Below are 16318 nucleotides of genomic sequence, written 5' to 3' on the forward strand. Positions count from 1 at the left end.
GAAGCGGCCGCGGGCGCCCGCGCACCCGGCCCCGTACAGGACCACGCGCACCACAACGACAGGCAAGGAGCACCGAGTTGAACTGGGAAGACGGCGCGGACCGCCTCGTGGGCCCCGCCGCCGACGGCGAGGACCAGGCGGTCGAGGCCGCCCTCCGCCCGAAGGACCTCGAGGAGTTCATCGGCCAGGAGCGGGTGCGCGAGCAACTGGACCTCGTGCTGCGCGCGGCGCGCGCCCGCGGCGCGACCGCCGACCACGTCCTGCTCTCCGGCGCCCCCGGCCTGGGCAAGACCACCCTGTCCATGATCATCGCGGCCGAGATGGGCGCCCCGATCCGCATCACCTCGGGCCCCGCCATCCAGCACGCGGGCGACCTCGCCGCGATCCTCTCCTCCCTCACCGAGGGGGAGGTCCTCTTCCTCGACGAGATCCACCGGATGTCCCGGCCCGCCGAGGAGATGCTCTACATGGCGATGGAGGACTTCCGTGTCGACGTGATCGTCGGCAAGGGCCCTGGCGCCACCGCCATCCCGCTCGAACTCCCGCCATTCACCCTGGTCGGCGCCACCACCCGGGCCGGCCTGCTGCCGCCCCCGCTGCGTGACCGCTTCGGCTTCACCGGTCACATGGAGTTCTACGAGCCGGCGGAGCTGGAGCGCGTCCTCCACCGCTCGGCCCGGCTGCTCGAGGTCGACATCGAGCCGGAGGGCGCCGCCGAGATCGCCGGCCGCTCCCGCGGCACCCCGCGCATCGCCAACCGCCTCCTGCGCCGCGTGCGCGACTACGCCCAGGTCAAGGCCGACGGGGTCGTCACCCGCGACGTCGCAGCCGCGGCCCTGGGGGTCTACGAGGTCGACGCCCGCGGACTGGACCGCCTGGACCGCGCCGTGCTCGGCGCCCTGCTCAAGCTGTTCAACGGCGGCCCGGTGGGTCTATCCACACTCTCGGTCGCCGTCGGTGAGGAGCGGGAGACCGTCGAGGAGGTCGCCGAGCCCTTCCTCGTACGGGAGGGACTGCTGGCCCGCACACCGCGCGGGCGGGTCGCGACGCCCGCGGCCTGGCAGCACCTCGGTCTCGTACCGCCCCAGCAGGGCGGTGGGGCGCCGGGACAGCAGGGTTTGTTCGGGGTGTGACCATACGGCTACGGCGCGGGACTCGCCGCACCCGGAACCCGGGTGCCATGCTGAACGTTGTTCCTCTGGTGCGGACTCGCTTAGACTCCGCCGATGCCGTCTTTGCCGGATGGCGTGCCCACCCCCGAATACCAGGCCGCCCCAGTGCGGTCGTGCGAAGGAAACCTCGTCCCGTGAATAACGTCGGTCTCTTCCTCCCGTTCCTCGTGCTGATCGGGGCCATGTTCCTGATGACCCGGTCTGCGAAGAACAAGCAGCGCCAGGCCGCAAACATGCGTGACCAGATGCAGCCCGGTACCGGCATCCGCACGATCGGTGGCATGTACGCCACGGTCAAGGAGGTCGGTGACGACACGGTCCTTCTCGAGGTCGCTCCAGGCGTCCACGCGATCTACGCGAAGAACGCCGTGGGTGCGGTTCTCGAGGACTCCGAGTACAACCGCATCGTCCACGGCATCGAGTCCGACGACGATCTCAAGGTCGACGGTCCTGTGAAGACCGATGGCCCGGTCGTCCCGGACGACGCCTCCTCGCTGATCTCCGACGGAGCTCCCGCCTCGGCCGACGGCGACAAGCCGCGCATCGACCTCGGCAAGTCCGACGAGGACGCCGAGGACGGCACCGACGCGGCGGCCGGCACCAAGGGTGCCGCCGAGGCCAAGGACGGCAAGAAGGACGGCGACGCCGACGCGAAGTAGCCCGCCTCCGGGACCGCGCCGCACCGAACGCCGCACCGAACGGGGTGCCCGGCGCGGTTCCGGGACGGTCGGGCATCGGCGGGGCGCCGACCCCCACAAGACTTCGTGGCCGCCTCCGTACATCTGATACGGGGGCGGTTGGACAGGGAGAAACGAGAAGGTGGCAGCACCGAAGAAGGGCCGTAAGCCCTCCGGGGCCCAGGGCAGGCCGGGGCGTGCCCTGGCACTGATTCTGATCGCCCTGGTGGCGCTCACCGGGGGGATGTTCCTCTCCGGGCACACCAAGCCACGCCTGGGCATCGACCTTGCGGGCGGCACGAGCATCACGCTCACCGCCAAGAGCCAGCCCGGCGAGAAGAACGCGATCAACCCGACCAACATGAACACTGCGGTCGACATCATCAACCGCCGTGTCAACGGTCTGGGTGTGTCCGAGGCCGAGGTCCAGACGCAGGGCGACCAGAACATCATCGTCAACATCCCGCGCGGGACGAACGAGAAGCAGGCGCGGGAACAGGTCGGTACCACCGCCCAGCTCTTCTTCCGCCCGGTGCTGACCGCGGCCCAGGGCAAGAAGACGCCTGAGCCGAGCGCCAGCCCCAAGGCCCCGGACAAGGCCAAGGGCGGGGACCAGAAGAAGAGCGACGAGCAGGCCAAGCCCTCGAACGAGCCCTCTTCGAGCCCGACGACCCAGGGCCGCGCCGTCACCGACGCGCTGAAGGCCGACGACGCCCCGAAGAAGGCCGACGACGCCCCGAAGGGCGACGCGGCGAAGGCGGCCCCCTCTCCGTCCGGCAACCCCTCGCAGTCGCAGCCGCCGGCCCCCCAGCCGCAGCCCGGCACCGCCATCCCGGCCGATCTGCAGAAGAAGCTGAACGCGCTGGACTGCTCCACGCCGAAGAAGCGCGCCAATGCGGGCCTGGGCAGCAAGCCCGACCAGCCCACCGTCGCGTGCGAGGAAGACGGGTCGGTCAAGTACGCGCTCGGCCCGGCGGACGTCGAGGGCGTCGACGTCGATGCCGCGAAGGCCCAGTTCGACCAGACCCGCGGCTCCGGCTGGGTCGTGACGCTGGACTTCAACGACAAGGGCGCGAAGAAGTTCGCGGACTCCACCGGCAAGCTGGCCGGCAAGCAGCAGCCGCAGAACCAGTTCGCCATCGTCCTGGACGGCGAGGTCGTCTCGGCGCCCGGCGTCGACAACGCGATCACGGGCGGCAACGCCGAGATCTCCGGCAGCTTCACCCAGCAGAGCGCCGAGGACCTGGCGAACGTCCTGTCCTACGGTGCGCTGCCGCTGACGTTCGACACGTCCGCCGTGGACACGGTCTCGCCCGCGCTCGGTGGCGAGCAGCTCAAGGCCGGTCTGATCGCCGGTGCGATCGGTCTCGCGCTGGTCGTCCTCTACCTGGTGATCTACTACCGAGGCCTGTCGCTCGTCGCCATCCTCAGTCTGCTGGTCTCCGCGGCCCTCACCTACTCGATCATGACGCTGCTCGGACCCGGTATCGGTTTCGCACTGAACCTGCCGGCGGTCTGCGGTGCGATCGTGGCGATCGGTATCACCGCGGACTCGTTCATCGTGTACTTCGAGCGCATCCGCGACGAGATCCGCGAGGGCAGAACGCTCCGGCCCGCGGTCGAGCGGGGCTGGCCGCGTGCCCGGCGCACCATCCTGGTGTCCGACTTCGTGTCGTTCCTCGCCGCGGCGGTGCTCTTCGTCGTCACGGTCGGCAAGGTGCAGGGCTTCGCGTTCACGCTCGGCCTCACCACGCTGCTCGACGTGGTCGTGGTGTTCCTCTTCACCAAGCCGCTGATGACGCTGCTGGCCCGCCGGAAGTTCTTCGCGAGCGGCCATCCCTGGTCCGGTCTGGACCCGAAGCGGCTCGGCGCCAAACCCCCGTTGCGCCGCAGCCGTCGTACCTCCGGTGCTCCGACCGACCCCAAGGAGGCGTGAGATGTCGCGACTCGGCAGTATCGGCGCCAGGCTCTACCGCGGTGAGGTCGGCTACGACTTCGTCGGCAAGCGGATGATCTGGTACGGCCTGTCCGTCCTGATCACCATCACCGCCATCGTCGGGCTCGGGGTCCGCGGCCTGAACATGGGCATCGAGTTCTCCGGTGGCGCGGTCTTCACCACGCCCAAGTCCAGCATCTCGGTCGCCGAGGCCCAGGAGGCCGCAGAGACGGCGTCCGGACACCAGGCGATCGTGCAGGAGCTGGGGAGCGACGGCATCCTCCGCATCCAGATCAGCGAGGTCGAGACGCAGCAGGCGGACAAGATCCGCGAGGAGCTCGCGAAGGACTTCGGCCTCAAGGCGCAGGACATCAACGCCGAACTGGTGGGCCCGAGTTGGGGCGAGCAGATCGCCAACAAGGCCTGGCTGGGCCTGGGGATCTTCATGGCCCTGGTGGTGGTCTATCTCGCCATCGCCTTCGAGTGGCGCATGGCGATCGCCGCCCTCATCGCGCTGATCCACGACCTCACGATCACCGTCGGCATCTACGCCCTCGTCGGCTTCGAGGTCACACCGGGCACGGTCATCGGTCTGCTCACCATCCTCGGCTATTCCCTCTACGACACCGTCGTCGTCTTCGACGGCCTGAAGGAAGCCAGTAAGGACATCACCAAGCAGACCCGCTGGACCTACAGCGAGATCGCCAACCGCAGCCTCAACGCGACCCTGGTGCGCTCCATCAACACCACGGTCGTGGCGCTGCTGCCGGTCGCCGGTCTGCTGTTCATCGGCGGCGGTGTCCTCGGCGGCGGCATGCTCAACGACATCTCGCTGTCGCTGTTCGTCGGTCTGGCCGCCGGTGCGTACTCCTCGATCTTCATCGCCACACCGCTGGTCGCCGACCTCAAGGAGCGCGAGCCGAAGATGAAGGCCCTGGCCAAGCGGGTGCGCGCCAAGCGTGCCTCCGCCGCCGCCAAGGCGGAGAACGAGCCGGAGGACGCCCAAGGTGACGGCGCGGCCGAGGAGGCCCTCACGGGCGGCGAGGCGGCCGTGGTCGGCCAGCGCAGCCGTCCGGCGCCCCGCAGCGGCGGCGGCCGCCGTGGACGCCCGTCGGGCAAGCGCCGGTGACCGCGGTGGAGCAGAAGGCGCTGCAGGACCTTCTTCTCGCCCGTATCCGTGATGTGCCGGACTATCCCAAGCCCGGTGTGCTGTTCAAGGACATCACCCCGCTGCTCGCCGACCCGGCGGCCTTCGGGGCCCTCACCGAGGCGCTCGCGGAGCTGTGCGTCCGGCACGGCGCCACCAAGGTCGTCGGTCTGGAGGCGCGCGGCTTCATCCTGGCGGCGCCGGCGGCGCTCCGGGCCGGACTGGGCTTCGTCCCGGTGCGCAAGGCGGGCAAGCTGCCCGGCGCGACCCTGGCCCAGGCGTACGACCTGGAGTACGGCACGGCCGAGATCGAGGTGCACGCGGAGGACCTGGAGCCGGGCGACCGGGTCATGGTCATCGACGACGTGCTGGCCACGGGAGGTACGGCCGAGGCCTCGCTGGAGCTGATCCGCCGCGCCGGTGCAGGCGTCGCGGGCCTTGCGGTCCTGATGGAGCTGGGCTTCCTCCCCGGCCGGGAGCGCGTCACCCCGGCCCTGGGAGACGCTCCGCTGGAGGCGCTGATCACGGTGTGAGACGGCGCGCACACCGACCGTAGGAGCGCATCGCCGCGCGAAGGGGCGGGCACCCGGGAGAACCGGGTCCCCGCCCCTCGGTCGTGCGCCGGTGGCGGACTGCCGACTTGCTTCACGCCTCGGGTCGATACCATGGGGGTTCTCCGGTCCTGATCGGAGGCCGGACGAACCCTCCTGGCATGCCCTCGCGAGGAGGGGCCCACCCGAGGAGTGCTCTTGCCCGACAAGGCTCAGCCGCTGACCGCCGCGGAACCGGAGCAGCCCGCAGCCGAGACCGCCGCGGCCGGAGACGGGTCTGCCGAGACCGCCTCCGAGGCCGCCCCGCGCACCCCCGCCGCCGAGGCCCCCGTCTCCGGCCCGCAGCCGCCCGCCGCCGAGCGTCCGGCCGCCGCTGCCACCGGGCCCAACGGGTCCTCCGCCGCGGGGCGCCCGACGCAGGGTCCCGCCGCCAGGTCGGCCTCCTCCAACCGCGTGCGCGCCCGCCTGGCCCGCCTCGGTGTGCAGCGCTCCAGCCCGTACAACCCGGTGCTCGAGCCGCTGCTGCGCATCGTCCGGAGCAACGACCCGAAGATCGAGTCGGGGACGCTGCGCCAGATCGAGAAGGCGTACCAGGTCGCCGAGCGCTGGCACCGCGGCCAGAAGCGCAAGAGCGGCGACCCGTACATCACGCACCCCCTCGCCGTGACCACCATCCTGGCCGAGCTGGGCATGGACCCGGCGACCCTGATGGCGGGGCTGCTGCACGACACCGTCGAGGACACCGAGTACGGCCTGGACACCCTGCGCCGCGACTTCGGTGAGCAGGTCGCCCTGCTCGTGGACGGCGTCACCAAGCTGGACAAGGTCAAGTTCGGCGAGGCGGCTCAGGCCGAGACCGTCCGCAAAATGGTCGTCGCGATGGCCAAGGACCCGCGCGTCCTGGTCATCAAGCTCGCGGACCGCCTGCACAACATGCGCACGATGCGCTACCTCAAGCGGGAGAAGCAGGAGAAGAAGGCCCGCGAAACCCTGGAGATCTACGCCCCGTTGGCGCACCGGCTGGGCATGAACACCATCAAGTGGGAGCTGGAGGACCTCGCGTTCGCGATCCTCTACCCCAAGATGTACGACGAGATCGTGCGGCTCGTCGCCGAGCGCGCGCCCAAGCGCGACGAGTATCTGGCCGTCGTCACCGACCAGGTGCAGAGCGATCTGCGCGCCGCCCGCATCAAGGCGACCGTCACGGGCCGCCCGAAGCACTACTACTCCGTCTACCAGAAGATGATCGTCCGCGGCCGGGACTTCGCGGAGATCTACGACCTGGTCGGCATCCGCGTCCTCGTCGACACCGTCCGCGACTGCTACGCGGCGCTCGGGACCATCCACGCGCGGTGGAACCCGGTGCCGGGGCGGTTCAAGGACTACATCGCGATGCCCAAGTTCAACATGTACCAGTCGCTGCACACCACGGTGATAGGGCCCAGCGGCAAGCCCGTCGAACTGCAGATCCGTACCTTCGACATGCACCGTCGCGCCGAGTACGGCATCGCCGCCCACTGGAAGTACAAGCAGGAGGCGACGTCCGGCGCGTCCAAGGTCCGCAGCGACGCCCCGAAGAGCAAGGCCGGCAAGGACGACGCCGTCAACGACATGGCGTGGCTGCGGCAGTTGCTGGACTGGCAGAAGGAGACCGAGGACCCGGGCGAGTTCCTGGAGTCGCTGCGCTTCGACCTCTCCCGCAACGAGGTCTTCGTCTTCACGCCCAAGGGCGACGTCATAGCGCTTCCGGCCGGTGCCACCCCCGTCGACTTCGCGTACGCGGTGCACACCGAGGTGGGCCACCGCACGATAGGAGCACGGGTCAACGGGCGGCTCGTGCCGCTCGAATCGACCCTGGACAACGGCGACTTGGTGGAGGTCTTCACCTCCAAGGCGCCCGGGGCGGGGCCGTCCCGCGACTGGCTCGGCTTCGTCAAGTCCCCGCGCGCCCGCAACAAGATCCGCGCGTGGTTCTCCAAGGAGCGCCGCGACGAGGCGATCGAGCAGGGCAAGGACTCCATCGTCCGGGCCATGCGCAAGCAGAATCTGCCGATCCAGCGGATCCTGACCGGCGACTCGCTCGTGACGCTCGCGCACGAGATGCGCTACCCCGACATCTCCGCGCTCTACGCGGCGATCGGCGAGGGCCATGTCTCCGCGCAGAACGTCGTGCAGAAGCTGGTGCAGGCCCTCGGGGGCGAGGAGGCGGCCAACGAGGACATCGCCGAGACCGCGCCGCCGATCCAGCGCCGTACCAAGCGCCGGTCGAGCGCCGATCCGGGCGTTGTCGTCAAGGGCGTCGACGACGTGTGGGTCAAGCTGGCCCGCTGCTGTACGCCCGTGCCCGGTGACCCGATCATCGGCTTCGTCACCCGCGGCAACGGCGTCTCGGTGCACCGCGCGGACTGCGTCAACGTGGACTCACTGTCCAAGCAGCCCGAACGGATCCTCGAGGTCGAGTGGGCCGCCACCCAGTCCTCGGTCTTCCTGGTCGCCATCCAGGTCGAGGCGCTGGACCGCTCCCGCCTGCTCTCGGACGTCACGCGCGTGCTGTCCGACCAGCACGTCAACATCCTGTCCGCGGCGGTGCAGACCTCCCGCGACCGGGTCGCCATCTCCCGCTTCACCTTCGAGATGGGTGACCCGAAGCATCTCGGCCATGTGCTGAAGGCCGTACGGGGTGTGGAGGGCGTGTTCGACGTGTACCGCGTGACCTCGGCCCGCAGGCCGTAGAAGACAGGCCCACATGGGAAACGGCCCCGGCGCTCAGGCGCCGGGGCCGTTCACTTCGCAGTCGGTCAGCGGCTCAACCGCCGAACTCGTGCAGGCCCTTGAGCGCCTGGTCGAGCAGCGCCTGACGGCCCTCCAGCTCCTGCGCGAGCTTGTCCGCCTTGGCGTTGTTGCCCGCGGCACGCGCCTGGTCGACCTGCCGGGCCAGCTTGTCGACGGCGGCCTGGAGCTGCCCGGTGAGACCCTCGGCGCGGGCCCGCGCCTCCGGGTTCGTACGCCGCCACTCGCTCTCCTCGGCGTCCTGCAGCGCACGCTCCACCGCGTGCATCCGGCCCTCGACCTTGGGACGCGCGTCCCGCGGTACGTGGCCGACGGCCTCCCACCGCTCGTTGATCGAGCGGAAGGCGGCCCGCGCGGCCTTGAGATCGGTGACGGGGAGCAGCTTCTCGGCCTCGGCCGCCAGCTCCTCCTTACGGCCCAGATTCTCCCGCTGCTCCGCGTCGCGCTCGGCGAAGACCTCCCCGCGGGCCTGGAAGAAGATGTCCTGGGCGCCGCGGAAGCGGTTCCACAGGTCGTCCTCCGCGTCGCGCTGCGCACGCCCCGCGGCCTTCCAGTCCTGCATCAGCTCGCGGTACCGCGCCGCGGTCGGACCCCAGTCGGTGGATCCGGACAGCCCCTCCGCCTCGGCGACGAGCTTCTCCTTGATCCGCCGGGAGTCCTCGCGCTGCGCGTCCAGCGCCGCGAAGTGCGCCTTGCGGCGCTTGGAGAACGCCGAGCGGGCGTGCGAGAAGCGGTGCCACAGCTCGTCGTCGGTCTTGCGGTCCAGACGGGGCAGGCTCTTCCAGGTGTCGACCAGCCCGCGCAGCCGCTCACCGGCGGCCCGCCACTGCTCGCTGGCCGCAAGCTCCTCGGCCTCGGCGACGAGCTGCTCCTTGGACGCACGAGCCTCTTCCGACTGCCGCGCCTTGGCCGCCTTGCGCTGCTCGCGGCGCGCATCGACGTCGCCGGTGAGCTTGTCGAGGCGCTTCCTCAGGGCGTCCAGATCGCCGACCGCGTGGTGCGCGTCAACCTGTTCCCGCAGGTGCTCGATCGCGGTCGTGGCGTCCTTCGCGGACAGGTCGGTGGTCCGCACCCGGCGCTCGAGGAGGCCGATCTCGACGACGAGCCCGTCGTACTTCCGCTCGAAGTAGGCGAGCGCTTCTTCGGGTGATCCCGCCTGCCACGATCCGACGACCTTCTCACCGTCGGCCGTCCGCACGTATACGGTCCCCGCCTCGTCGACGCGTCCCCATGGGTCGCTGGTCACAGCGCCTCCTCCACATGATGCTCGCGCGGGGGTGCAGCCCACGGGCATCGTCCACAGTTTCGTCACCGCCAACATAGGCGAACCATGGGTCGGCTGTCCGCATCCAGCACGACCGAAATTTGACGTTCGCGCGTGTCAGGACTTGCTTACGGTGGCTTTGTCGATCACAACTGTCGCGTTGGGCGCGGTGTTCTGAGCGGCGTCCGGCGGGGTGGCCCCGGCGTCGGCGATCTTCTTCAGGACGTCCTGGCCGGCCTTGATCGTCCCGAACGGCGTGTAGTCGGGGGGTAGCCGGCTGTCCTGGTACACGAGGAAGAACTGACTGCCGCCGGTGTTGCGCCCCTTCTTCGACCGGGCGTCGTACTGGTTGGCCATCGCGACCGTCCCCGCCGGGTACACCTTGCCCTTGAGCTTCGGGTCCTTGAGGTTCTCGTCCGGGATCGTGTAGCCGGGGCCGCCCTGACCGGTGCCCTTGGGGTCGCCGCACTGCAGGACGTAGATACCGCCCGTGGTCAGGCGGTGACACCTGGTGTGGTCGAAGAACCCTTTGCCCGCCAGGAAGTTGAAGGAGTTCACCGTGCGCGGCGCCTTCGCGGCGTCCAGCGCGATGCCGATGTCGCCGCAGGTGGTCCGCAACGTCATCGTGTACGCGGCCGACGAGTCGATCGTCAGCGCCGGCTCCTTCTTCCACTGCTGGGTGCCGGGCGAGCCCTTGGCGGGCTCGGCGCAGGGGTCCTTGGCCGTGGGCGAGGCGGACGGGGACGCGCTGTCGCTCTTCTCGTCCTCGCCGCCGAAGCCGCTGACCGCGTACGCCGCGGCACCCGCCGCCAGTACGGCCGCCAGGCCTCCCGCGATCACGACGTTGCGCAGCCGCATCTTCCGCCGCTGCACGGAACGCCGCTGCTGCTGCCGCTGGAACTTCTCCCGGGCGAGCTGCCGCCGCCGCTGGTCCTTCGTGGCCACCGGGCCTCTCCTCGCATGCGTCGTACGCCTTGCGGGCGTGATGTCAGCCGTACGGTAATACGGGTTCGCTGTGGCCCGTACGTCGCCGGTAGGCTCTGAACTGCTCAGATTGCTGATGCCGGACGACACTGAGGAACGAACGTGCTGATTGCCGGGTTCCCTGCCGGAGCCTGGGGGACCAACTGCTACCTGGTCGCCCCTGCCGCAGGCGAGGAGTGCGTGATCATCGACCCGGGCCACGAGGCCACCGAAGGGGTCGAGGAGACGCTGAAGAAGCACCGACTCAAGCCCGTCGCCGTCGTCCTCACCCACGGTCATCTCGACCATGTCGCCTCGGTCGTCCCGGTGTGCGGCGCCCATGACGTCCCGGCATGGATCCACCCCGAGGACCGCTACATGATGAGCGACCCCGAGAAGGCGCTGGGCCGGTCGATCGGACTGCCGCTGCTGGGGGACCTGACCATCGGCGAGCCCGACGACGTACGGGAGTTGTCCGACGGCTCGGCGCTCGAGCTGGCCGGCATGGAGTTCTCGGTCGCGCACGCGCCCGGCCATACCAAGGGGTCGGTGACCTTCCGGATGCCCGAGACCTCCGACATCCCGTCGGTGTTCTTCTCGGGCGACCTGCTGTTCGCCGGCTCCATCGGACGCACCGACCTGCCCGGCGGCGACCACGCCGAGATCCTCGAGTCGCTGGGCCGCGTGTGCCTGCCGCTCGACGACTCGACCGTGGTGCTGTCCGGCCACGGCCCCCAGACGACCATCGGCCGCGAGCGCGCCACCAACCCGTTCCTGCGGGAGGTGGCGGCCGGCCTCGGAGACGGCGGAACTGCCGCTCCGCGACGAGGAATGTGACGACTTCTTCCGTGAGCACCTTCAAGGCCCCCAAGGGCACGTACGACCTGATCCCGCCCGTGTCCGAGACCTTCCTCGCCGTACGGGAGGCCCTCGCCGCTCCGCTGCGGCGGGCCGGGTACGGCTATGTGGAGACCCCCGGGTTCGAGAGCGTCGAGCTCTTCGCGCGCGGTGTCGGGGAGTCCACCGACATCGTGACCAAGGAGATGTACGCCTTCACCACCAAGGGCGGTGACGAGCTGGCGCTGCGCCCGGAGGGCACCGCGTCCGTGCTGCGCGCCGCCCTGGAGGCGAACCTCCACAAGGCGGGCAACCTGCCCGTGAAGCTCTGGTACTCCGGCTCGTACTACCGCTACGAGCGGCCGCAGAAGGGGCGCTACCGTCACTTCTCGCAGGTCGGCGCAGAGGCGATCGGTGCCGAGGACCCGGCGCTGGACGCCGAGTTGATCATTTTGGCGGTCGACGCGTACAAGTCGCTGGGCCTGCGCACCTTCCGGCTGCTGCTCAACTCGCTGGGCGACAAGGAGTGCCGGCCGGTCTACCGCGCCGCGCTCCAGGACTTCCTGCGCGGTCTCGACCTCGACGACGACACCCGCCGACGCATCGACATCAACCCGCTGCGCGTACTCGACGACAAGCGGGAGGCGGTGCAGAAGCAGCTCACCGGCGCGCCGATGATGCGGGATCACCTGTGCGAGGCGTGCAAGACGTACCACGAGCAGGTGCGGGAGCTGCTGACGGCGGCGGGCGTGGAGTTCGAGGACGACCCCAAGCTGGTGCGGGGCCTGGACTACTACACGCGGACCACCTTCGAGTTCGTCCACGACGGCCTCGGCTCGCAGTCCGCGGTGGGCGGCGGCGGCCGGTACGACGGCCTGTCCGAGATGATCGGCGGCCCGGAACTGCCGTCGGTCGGCTGGGCGCTGGGCGTGGACCGTACGGTGCTGGCGCTGGAGGCCGAGGGCGTGGAGCTCCATGTACCCGCCTCCACCCAGGTGTTCACGGTCGCTCTGGGCGAGGAGGCGCGCCGCACGCTGTTCGGCGTGGTCACCGAGCTGCGCAGGGCCGGGGTCCCGACGGACTTCGCGTTCGGCGGCAAGGGCCTGAAGAACGCGATGAAGTCCGCGAACCGGTCGGGTGCGCGGTACGCGATCGTGGCCGGCGAACGCGATCTCGCCGAGGGCGGGGTGCAGCTCAAGGATCTGCAGAGCGGCGAGCAGGCGCCGGTGGCGCTGGGCGAGATCGTCGCGGAGCTGCGGCGGAAGCTCGTCTGACAGGGCAGGGCGGCGGCCCGCCGGAGTGCGGTGGGCCGTCCGTTTCCGCCCGGTTGGTGAGTCCCGGTGCCCCGGCTGGTGAGTCCCGCTGCCCCGGCTGGTGTGTCCGGGTATGCGGATCCTTACGTTCATCGAACGCGCGCAGGGCAACCATGGGTGCGCACGGTCACTCGTCCGGTGGGCGACGCCCTGCGGGCGCCCGAACTGCGGCACAATGTGCGTGTCCGGTAGGCGGAATCTTCGGTAGCGACGGAAACGGCGATATGGCGACGACAGTGGTTGACGACGTGTCCACCGAGAGGGACGACCGGGAGCACGGCAGTCGCGATGCCGTCGGCAGCAGCCGCGGTTTCGCCTGGCTGCTGGTGATCACGGGAGCGGCGGGCCTCCTCGCGGCCTGGGTCATCACGCTCGACAAGAACAAGATCCTCGAGGCGAAGGCCGAGGGGAAGACGTTCACGCCGGGGTGCAGCCTCAACCCGATCGTCTCCTGCGGCAACATCATGGAGAGCGACCAGGCCTCCGCCTTCGGATTCCCCAACCCCATGCTGGGGCTCGTCACGTACGGCATGGTGATCGCCATCGGCATGGCGCTGGTCGCCGGCGCCCGGTACCGCCGCTGGTTCTGGCTCGGGCTGAACGCGGGCACGCTCTTCGGCGTCGGTTTCTGCACCTGGCTCCAGTACCAGTCGCTGTACGTCATCGGCTCGTTGTGCCTGTGGTGCTGCCTGGCCTGGGTCGCCACCATCGTGATGTTCTGCTACGTCACGAAGTTCAACATCGAGCGAGGCTTCCTCCCGGCGCCCGAAGGGCTCCGGCGCGGGCTGGCGGAGTTCCACTGGGTCCCGCCGGTGGTCTGGATCGGGATCATCGGGATGATGATCCTGACCCGCTGGTGGGATTTCTGGACAGGCTGAGCCCGCAGGCGCGGCCCCTCGGCGGGGCCGGCAGATCTCACCCTGAGGCCCGGGACGGCGTCGCCGTCCCGGGCCTCAGGCGTGCCGCAGCAGGCCGCTCCTGGCCGGTCCCGGCCGGTTCCGGGCGGCGTTGTCAGTGGGGTGACATACGCTTCCGGACGTGGAGCCCGACCTGTTCACCGCAGCCGAAGAGGACCGTCGCGAGAAGGATCCGGCCGCCAGTCCGCTCGCCGTGCGGATGCGCCCCCGGACCCTCGACGAAGTGGTGGGGCAGCAGCATCTGCTGCGCCCCGGATCGCCGTTGAGACGCCTCGTCGGCGAGGGGAACGGCGGGCCCGCGGGCCCCTCCTCGGTGATCCTCTGGGGTCCGCCCGGCACCGGCAAGACGACCCTGGCCTATGTCGTCAGCCAGGCCACCAACAAGCGCTTCGTGGAGCTGTCGGCGATCACGGCGGGCGTGAAGGAGGTGCGCTCCGTCATCGACGGTGCACGCCGCGCCTCGGGCGGCTACGGCAAGGAGACCGTTCTCTTCCTCGACGAGATCCACCGCTTCAGCAAGGCCCAGCAGGACTCCCTGCTGCCCGCGGTGGAGAACCGCTGGGTCACGCTCATCGCCGCCACCACCGAGAACCCGTACTTCTCGATCATCTCTCCGCTGCTCTCCCGCTCGTTGCTGCTGACGCTGGAGTCACTCACCGACGAGGACCTGCGCCGTCTCGTCCGCCGGGCGCTGGAGGAGGAGCGCGGGCTCGGCGGCGCGGTCCGGCTCCCCGAGGACGCCGAGGCGCATCTGCTGCGGATCGCGGGCGGGGACGCCCGCCGGGTGCTCACCGCCCTTGAGGCGGGCGCCGGTTCGGCCCTCGCGAAGGGTGAGGAGGAGGTCACGCTCCAGTCGCTGGAGGAGGCCGTCGACCGTGCCGCCGTGACGTACGACCGCGACGGCGACCAGCACTACGACGTCGCGAGCGCCCTGATCAAGTCCATCCGCGGCTCGGACGTGGATGCGGCCCTGCACTATCTGGCGCGGATGGTCGACGCGGGGGAGGACCCGCGGTTCATCGCGCGCCGGCTGATGATCTCGGCCAGCGAGGACATCGGCATGGCCGATCCGACCGCGCTGCAGACCGCGGTGGCGGCCGCCCAGGCCGTGGCCATGATCGGCTTCCCGGAGGCGGCTCTCACGCTGAGCCACGCCACCATCGCCCTCGCCCTGGCGCCGAAGTCCAACGCCGCCACGACGGCCATCGGCGCCGCGCTCGCGGACGTACGCGCGGGGGTGGCGGGCCCGGTGCCCGCGCATCTGCGGGACGGCCACTACAAGGGCGCGAAGAAGCTCGGCCACGCTCAGGGCTATGTCTATCCGCACGACGTGCCGGGCGGTATCGCGGCCCAGCAGTACGCCCCGGACGCCCTGCACGGCAAGCGCTACTACGAGCCGACGCGCTACGGCGCGGAGGCCCGGTACGCCGACGTGGTGGAGCGGGTGCGGGCCCGCCTGCGGGGCGAAGCCCCCACGCGCCCCGTGGACGCCCCGCCTCCGGCCGCCCCGAAGGGCGACGGCGGCGAGCGCGCGGCGAAGACGAGTGGCGGCGAGAGTGCGCCCAGGAAGGACGGCGGTCAGGGCGCCGAGAAGGACGGCGGCGAGGACGCAGGGGACGGGACGCCTCGGACGTCCGACTGACCGTCCCCGCGCGGCAGTTGGCCCTGGCTCCGGCCCCGAGGCCTGGCCGCGGCACGGCGGTTGGGCGGCGCTCCGTGCCCCGGGGCCCGGCGCCCGGGGTCTGCGCGACTCCCGGCCCGCCCCCGCGCGGACCACGGCCCCAGCGGCCGGGCCGCCGTTCAACGGCGGCCTGGACCGCCGTCGTTCACTCGCTCTCGAGCGCGGCCTCGAAGAGCAGGTGCATCGCCCGGCGCAGCTCCGCGATGTCCGCGACCGGCTCGGGGAAGTCGAAGCGGGCGTCGAAGGGCCGGTCGGCCGCGTCGGCGAACCGGACGCGCAGGCCGAAGCGGTCCAGCGCCACCGGCACGGCCCGCTCCCGCAGCCCGCAGTCCCCCTCCGAGCGCTCGCCCAGCAGGGCGCACAGTCCCCGCACCTGGTCGCCGTGGGCCGCCGCGAGATGCTGCAGCAGCTCGGCCTCGTGGCGTACGAGCGGGTCCGCGGCGGCCGCCGCGAACTCCTCGGGCTCCACGGACTCCGCGCCCCACAGATCGTCGACCGCCGCTTCCCCGAGTTCCAGGCGCAGCAGCATCCAGGCGGGACGGCCGTACTCCCCGGCTCCCGGGTTCTCCCGCAGGGCCTCGCCGATCCCCAGGATCTGGCCCACGGGGTGGTGCTCGGCGAGCAGCATCGCGGCGTCCGCACGGTCCTCGTTCCGTACAGGAGTGAGCCACCCGCCGACCCACCCGCGGCCCCGGATACGATGGGGTACGGCGACCGGCGCGACGTCGGTGATCTCGATCACTGCCGTCAGGTCGTCGTCCTGTGCATGGGCCGCTGCGCGAGCAGCGGGGGAGTCCCCAGGCACCAGCAGCAGTACGTCTCCGTCCGGTGTGACGGCGCGTGCCGCGGGCGCTGCGGCGCCCAGTTCGTCGAGGTCCGCACCCGGAATGCACAGTGCGGCCGAGGCGTTCGACTCCACGAGGGTTCGTACACGCTCGGCGGCCGTCGGCTGTCGAGTCTCGTCCAAGGGGCGCGGCTGACCCGGCCTTGCGCTGTCCGTCGTCGATTCCGCGGCGCGGCCGGTGCTGGGCAGGGGGCTCCCAGGTCGAAACATGCGTTCTCCTCCGCTA

13 protein-coding genes are annotated in these 16318 nt (G+C 70.7%); 10 read left to right on the forward strand and 3 right to left on the reverse strand.

Annotated elements, in window-relative coordinates; translation table 11 throughout:
* The first annotated feature begins 77 nt into the window (after positions 1-77).
* From ruvB to ABZ822_RS12680, 6 genes are all read left to right on the forward strand, one after another.
* The gene (gene ruvB / locus ABZ822_RS12655; protein ID WP_360851219.1) at positions 78-1133 is read left to right on the forward strand and encodes a Holliday junction branch migration DNA helicase RuvB; all 1056 of its coding nucleotides are present in this window, start codon (positions 78-80) and stop codon (positions 1131-1133) included.
* 173 nt (positions 1134-1306) lie between these two features.
* Positions 1307-1831: a preprotein translocase subunit YajC gene (gene yajC / locus ABZ822_RS12660; RefSeq protein ID WP_360851222.1), complete on the forward strand. Its 525-nt coding sequence runs from the start codon at positions 1307-1309 to the stop codon at positions 1829-1831.
* Positions 1832-1991: 160 nt separating this feature from the next.
* Entirely contained in the window at positions 1992-3785 is a 1794-nt protein-coding gene (gene secD, locus ABZ822_RS12665) for a protein translocase subunit SecD (RefSeq protein ID WP_360851225.1), read from the forward strand.
* A 1-nt stretch (position 3786) separates the two neighbouring features.
* Positions 3787-4914 carry a protein translocase subunit SecF gene (secF, locus tag ABZ822_RS12670; protein ID WP_360851228.1) on the forward strand — a complete coding sequence of 376 codons (1128 nt, stop codon included), beginning with the start codon at positions 3787-3789 and terminating at the stop codon, positions 4912-4914.
* The gene (locus tag ABZ822_RS12675; RefSeq protein WP_360851231.1) at positions 4911-5465 is read left to right on the forward strand and encodes an adenine phosphoribosyltransferase; all 555 of its coding nucleotides are present in this window, start codon (positions 4911-4913) and stop codon (positions 5463-5465) included. The genes secF and ABZ822_RS12675 overlap by 4 nt, the downstream gene beginning before the upstream one ends.
* A 216-nt stretch (positions 5466-5681) precedes the next feature.
* Positions 5682-8216, forward strand: coding sequence for a bifunctional (p)ppGpp synthetase/guanosine-3',5'-bis(diphosphate) 3'-pyrophosphohydrolase (locus tag ABZ822_RS12680; RefSeq protein WP_360851234.1), 2535 nt, complete (start codon positions 5682-5684; stop codon positions 8214-8216).
* A 73-nt stretch (positions 8217-8289) separates the two neighbouring features.
* On the opposite strand, the gene ABZ822_RS12685 is transcribed toward ABZ822_RS12680, so the two are convergent.
* Positions 8290-9519: a DUF349 domain-containing protein gene (locus tag ABZ822_RS12685; RefSeq protein ID WP_360851237.1), complete on the reverse strand. Its 1230-nt coding sequence runs from the start codon at positions 9517-9519 to the stop codon at positions 8290-8292.
* Between the two features lie 135 nt (positions 9520-9654).
* A complete protein-coding gene (locus tag ABZ822_RS12690; RefSeq protein WP_360851240.1) occupies positions 9655-10482 on the reverse strand; it encodes a peptidylprolyl isomerase in 828 nt (275 codons plus the stop codon).
* 141 nt (positions 10483-10623) lie between these two features.
* Here ABZ822_RS12690 and ABZ822_RS12695 point away from each other — a divergent pair, with 141 nt between their 5' ends.
* The 4 genes from ABZ822_RS12695 (at position 10624) to ABZ822_RS12710 (ending at position 15209) form a co-directional block, all read left to right on the forward strand.
* On the forward strand, positions 10624-11337 hold the full coding sequence (locus ABZ822_RS12695; RefSeq protein WP_360851243.1) for an MBL fold metallo-hydrolase: 714 nt from the start codon (positions 10624-10626) through the stop codon (positions 11335-11337).
* 11 nt (positions 11338-11348) lie between these two features.
* Positions 11349-12611, forward strand: a complete 1263-nt coding sequence (hisS, locus tag ABZ822_RS12700) for a histidine--tRNA ligase (RefSeq protein ID WP_360851246.1) — start codon at positions 11349-11351, stop codon at positions 12609-12611.
* Positions 12612-12874: 263 nt separating this feature from the next.
* Positions 12875-13528 carry a vitamin K epoxide reductase family protein gene (locus tag ABZ822_RS12705; protein WP_360851249.1) on the forward strand — a complete coding sequence of 218 codons (654 nt, stop codon included), beginning with the start codon at positions 12875-12877 and terminating at the stop codon, positions 13526-13528.
* 160 nt (positions 13529-13688) lie between these two features.
* Positions 13689-15209, forward strand: coding sequence for a replication-associated recombination protein A (locus ABZ822_RS12710; protein WP_360851252.1), 1521 nt, complete (start codon positions 13689-13691; stop codon positions 15207-15209).
* Positions 15210-15393: 184 nt separating this feature from the next.
* Here the strand turns inward: ABZ822_RS12710 and ABZ822_RS12715 are convergent, their stop codons facing one another.
* Entirely contained in the window at positions 15394-16302 is a 909-nt protein-coding gene (locus ABZ822_RS12715; RefSeq protein ID WP_360851255.1) for a DUF2470 domain-containing protein, read from the reverse strand.
* Positions 16303-16318 lie beyond the last annotated feature (16 nt).

Origin of the sequence: Streptomyces sp. NPDC047108, from assembly GCF_040643575.1 — a bacterium.
GTDB lineage: Bacteria > Actinomycetota > Actinomycetes > Streptomycetales > Streptomycetaceae > Streptomyces.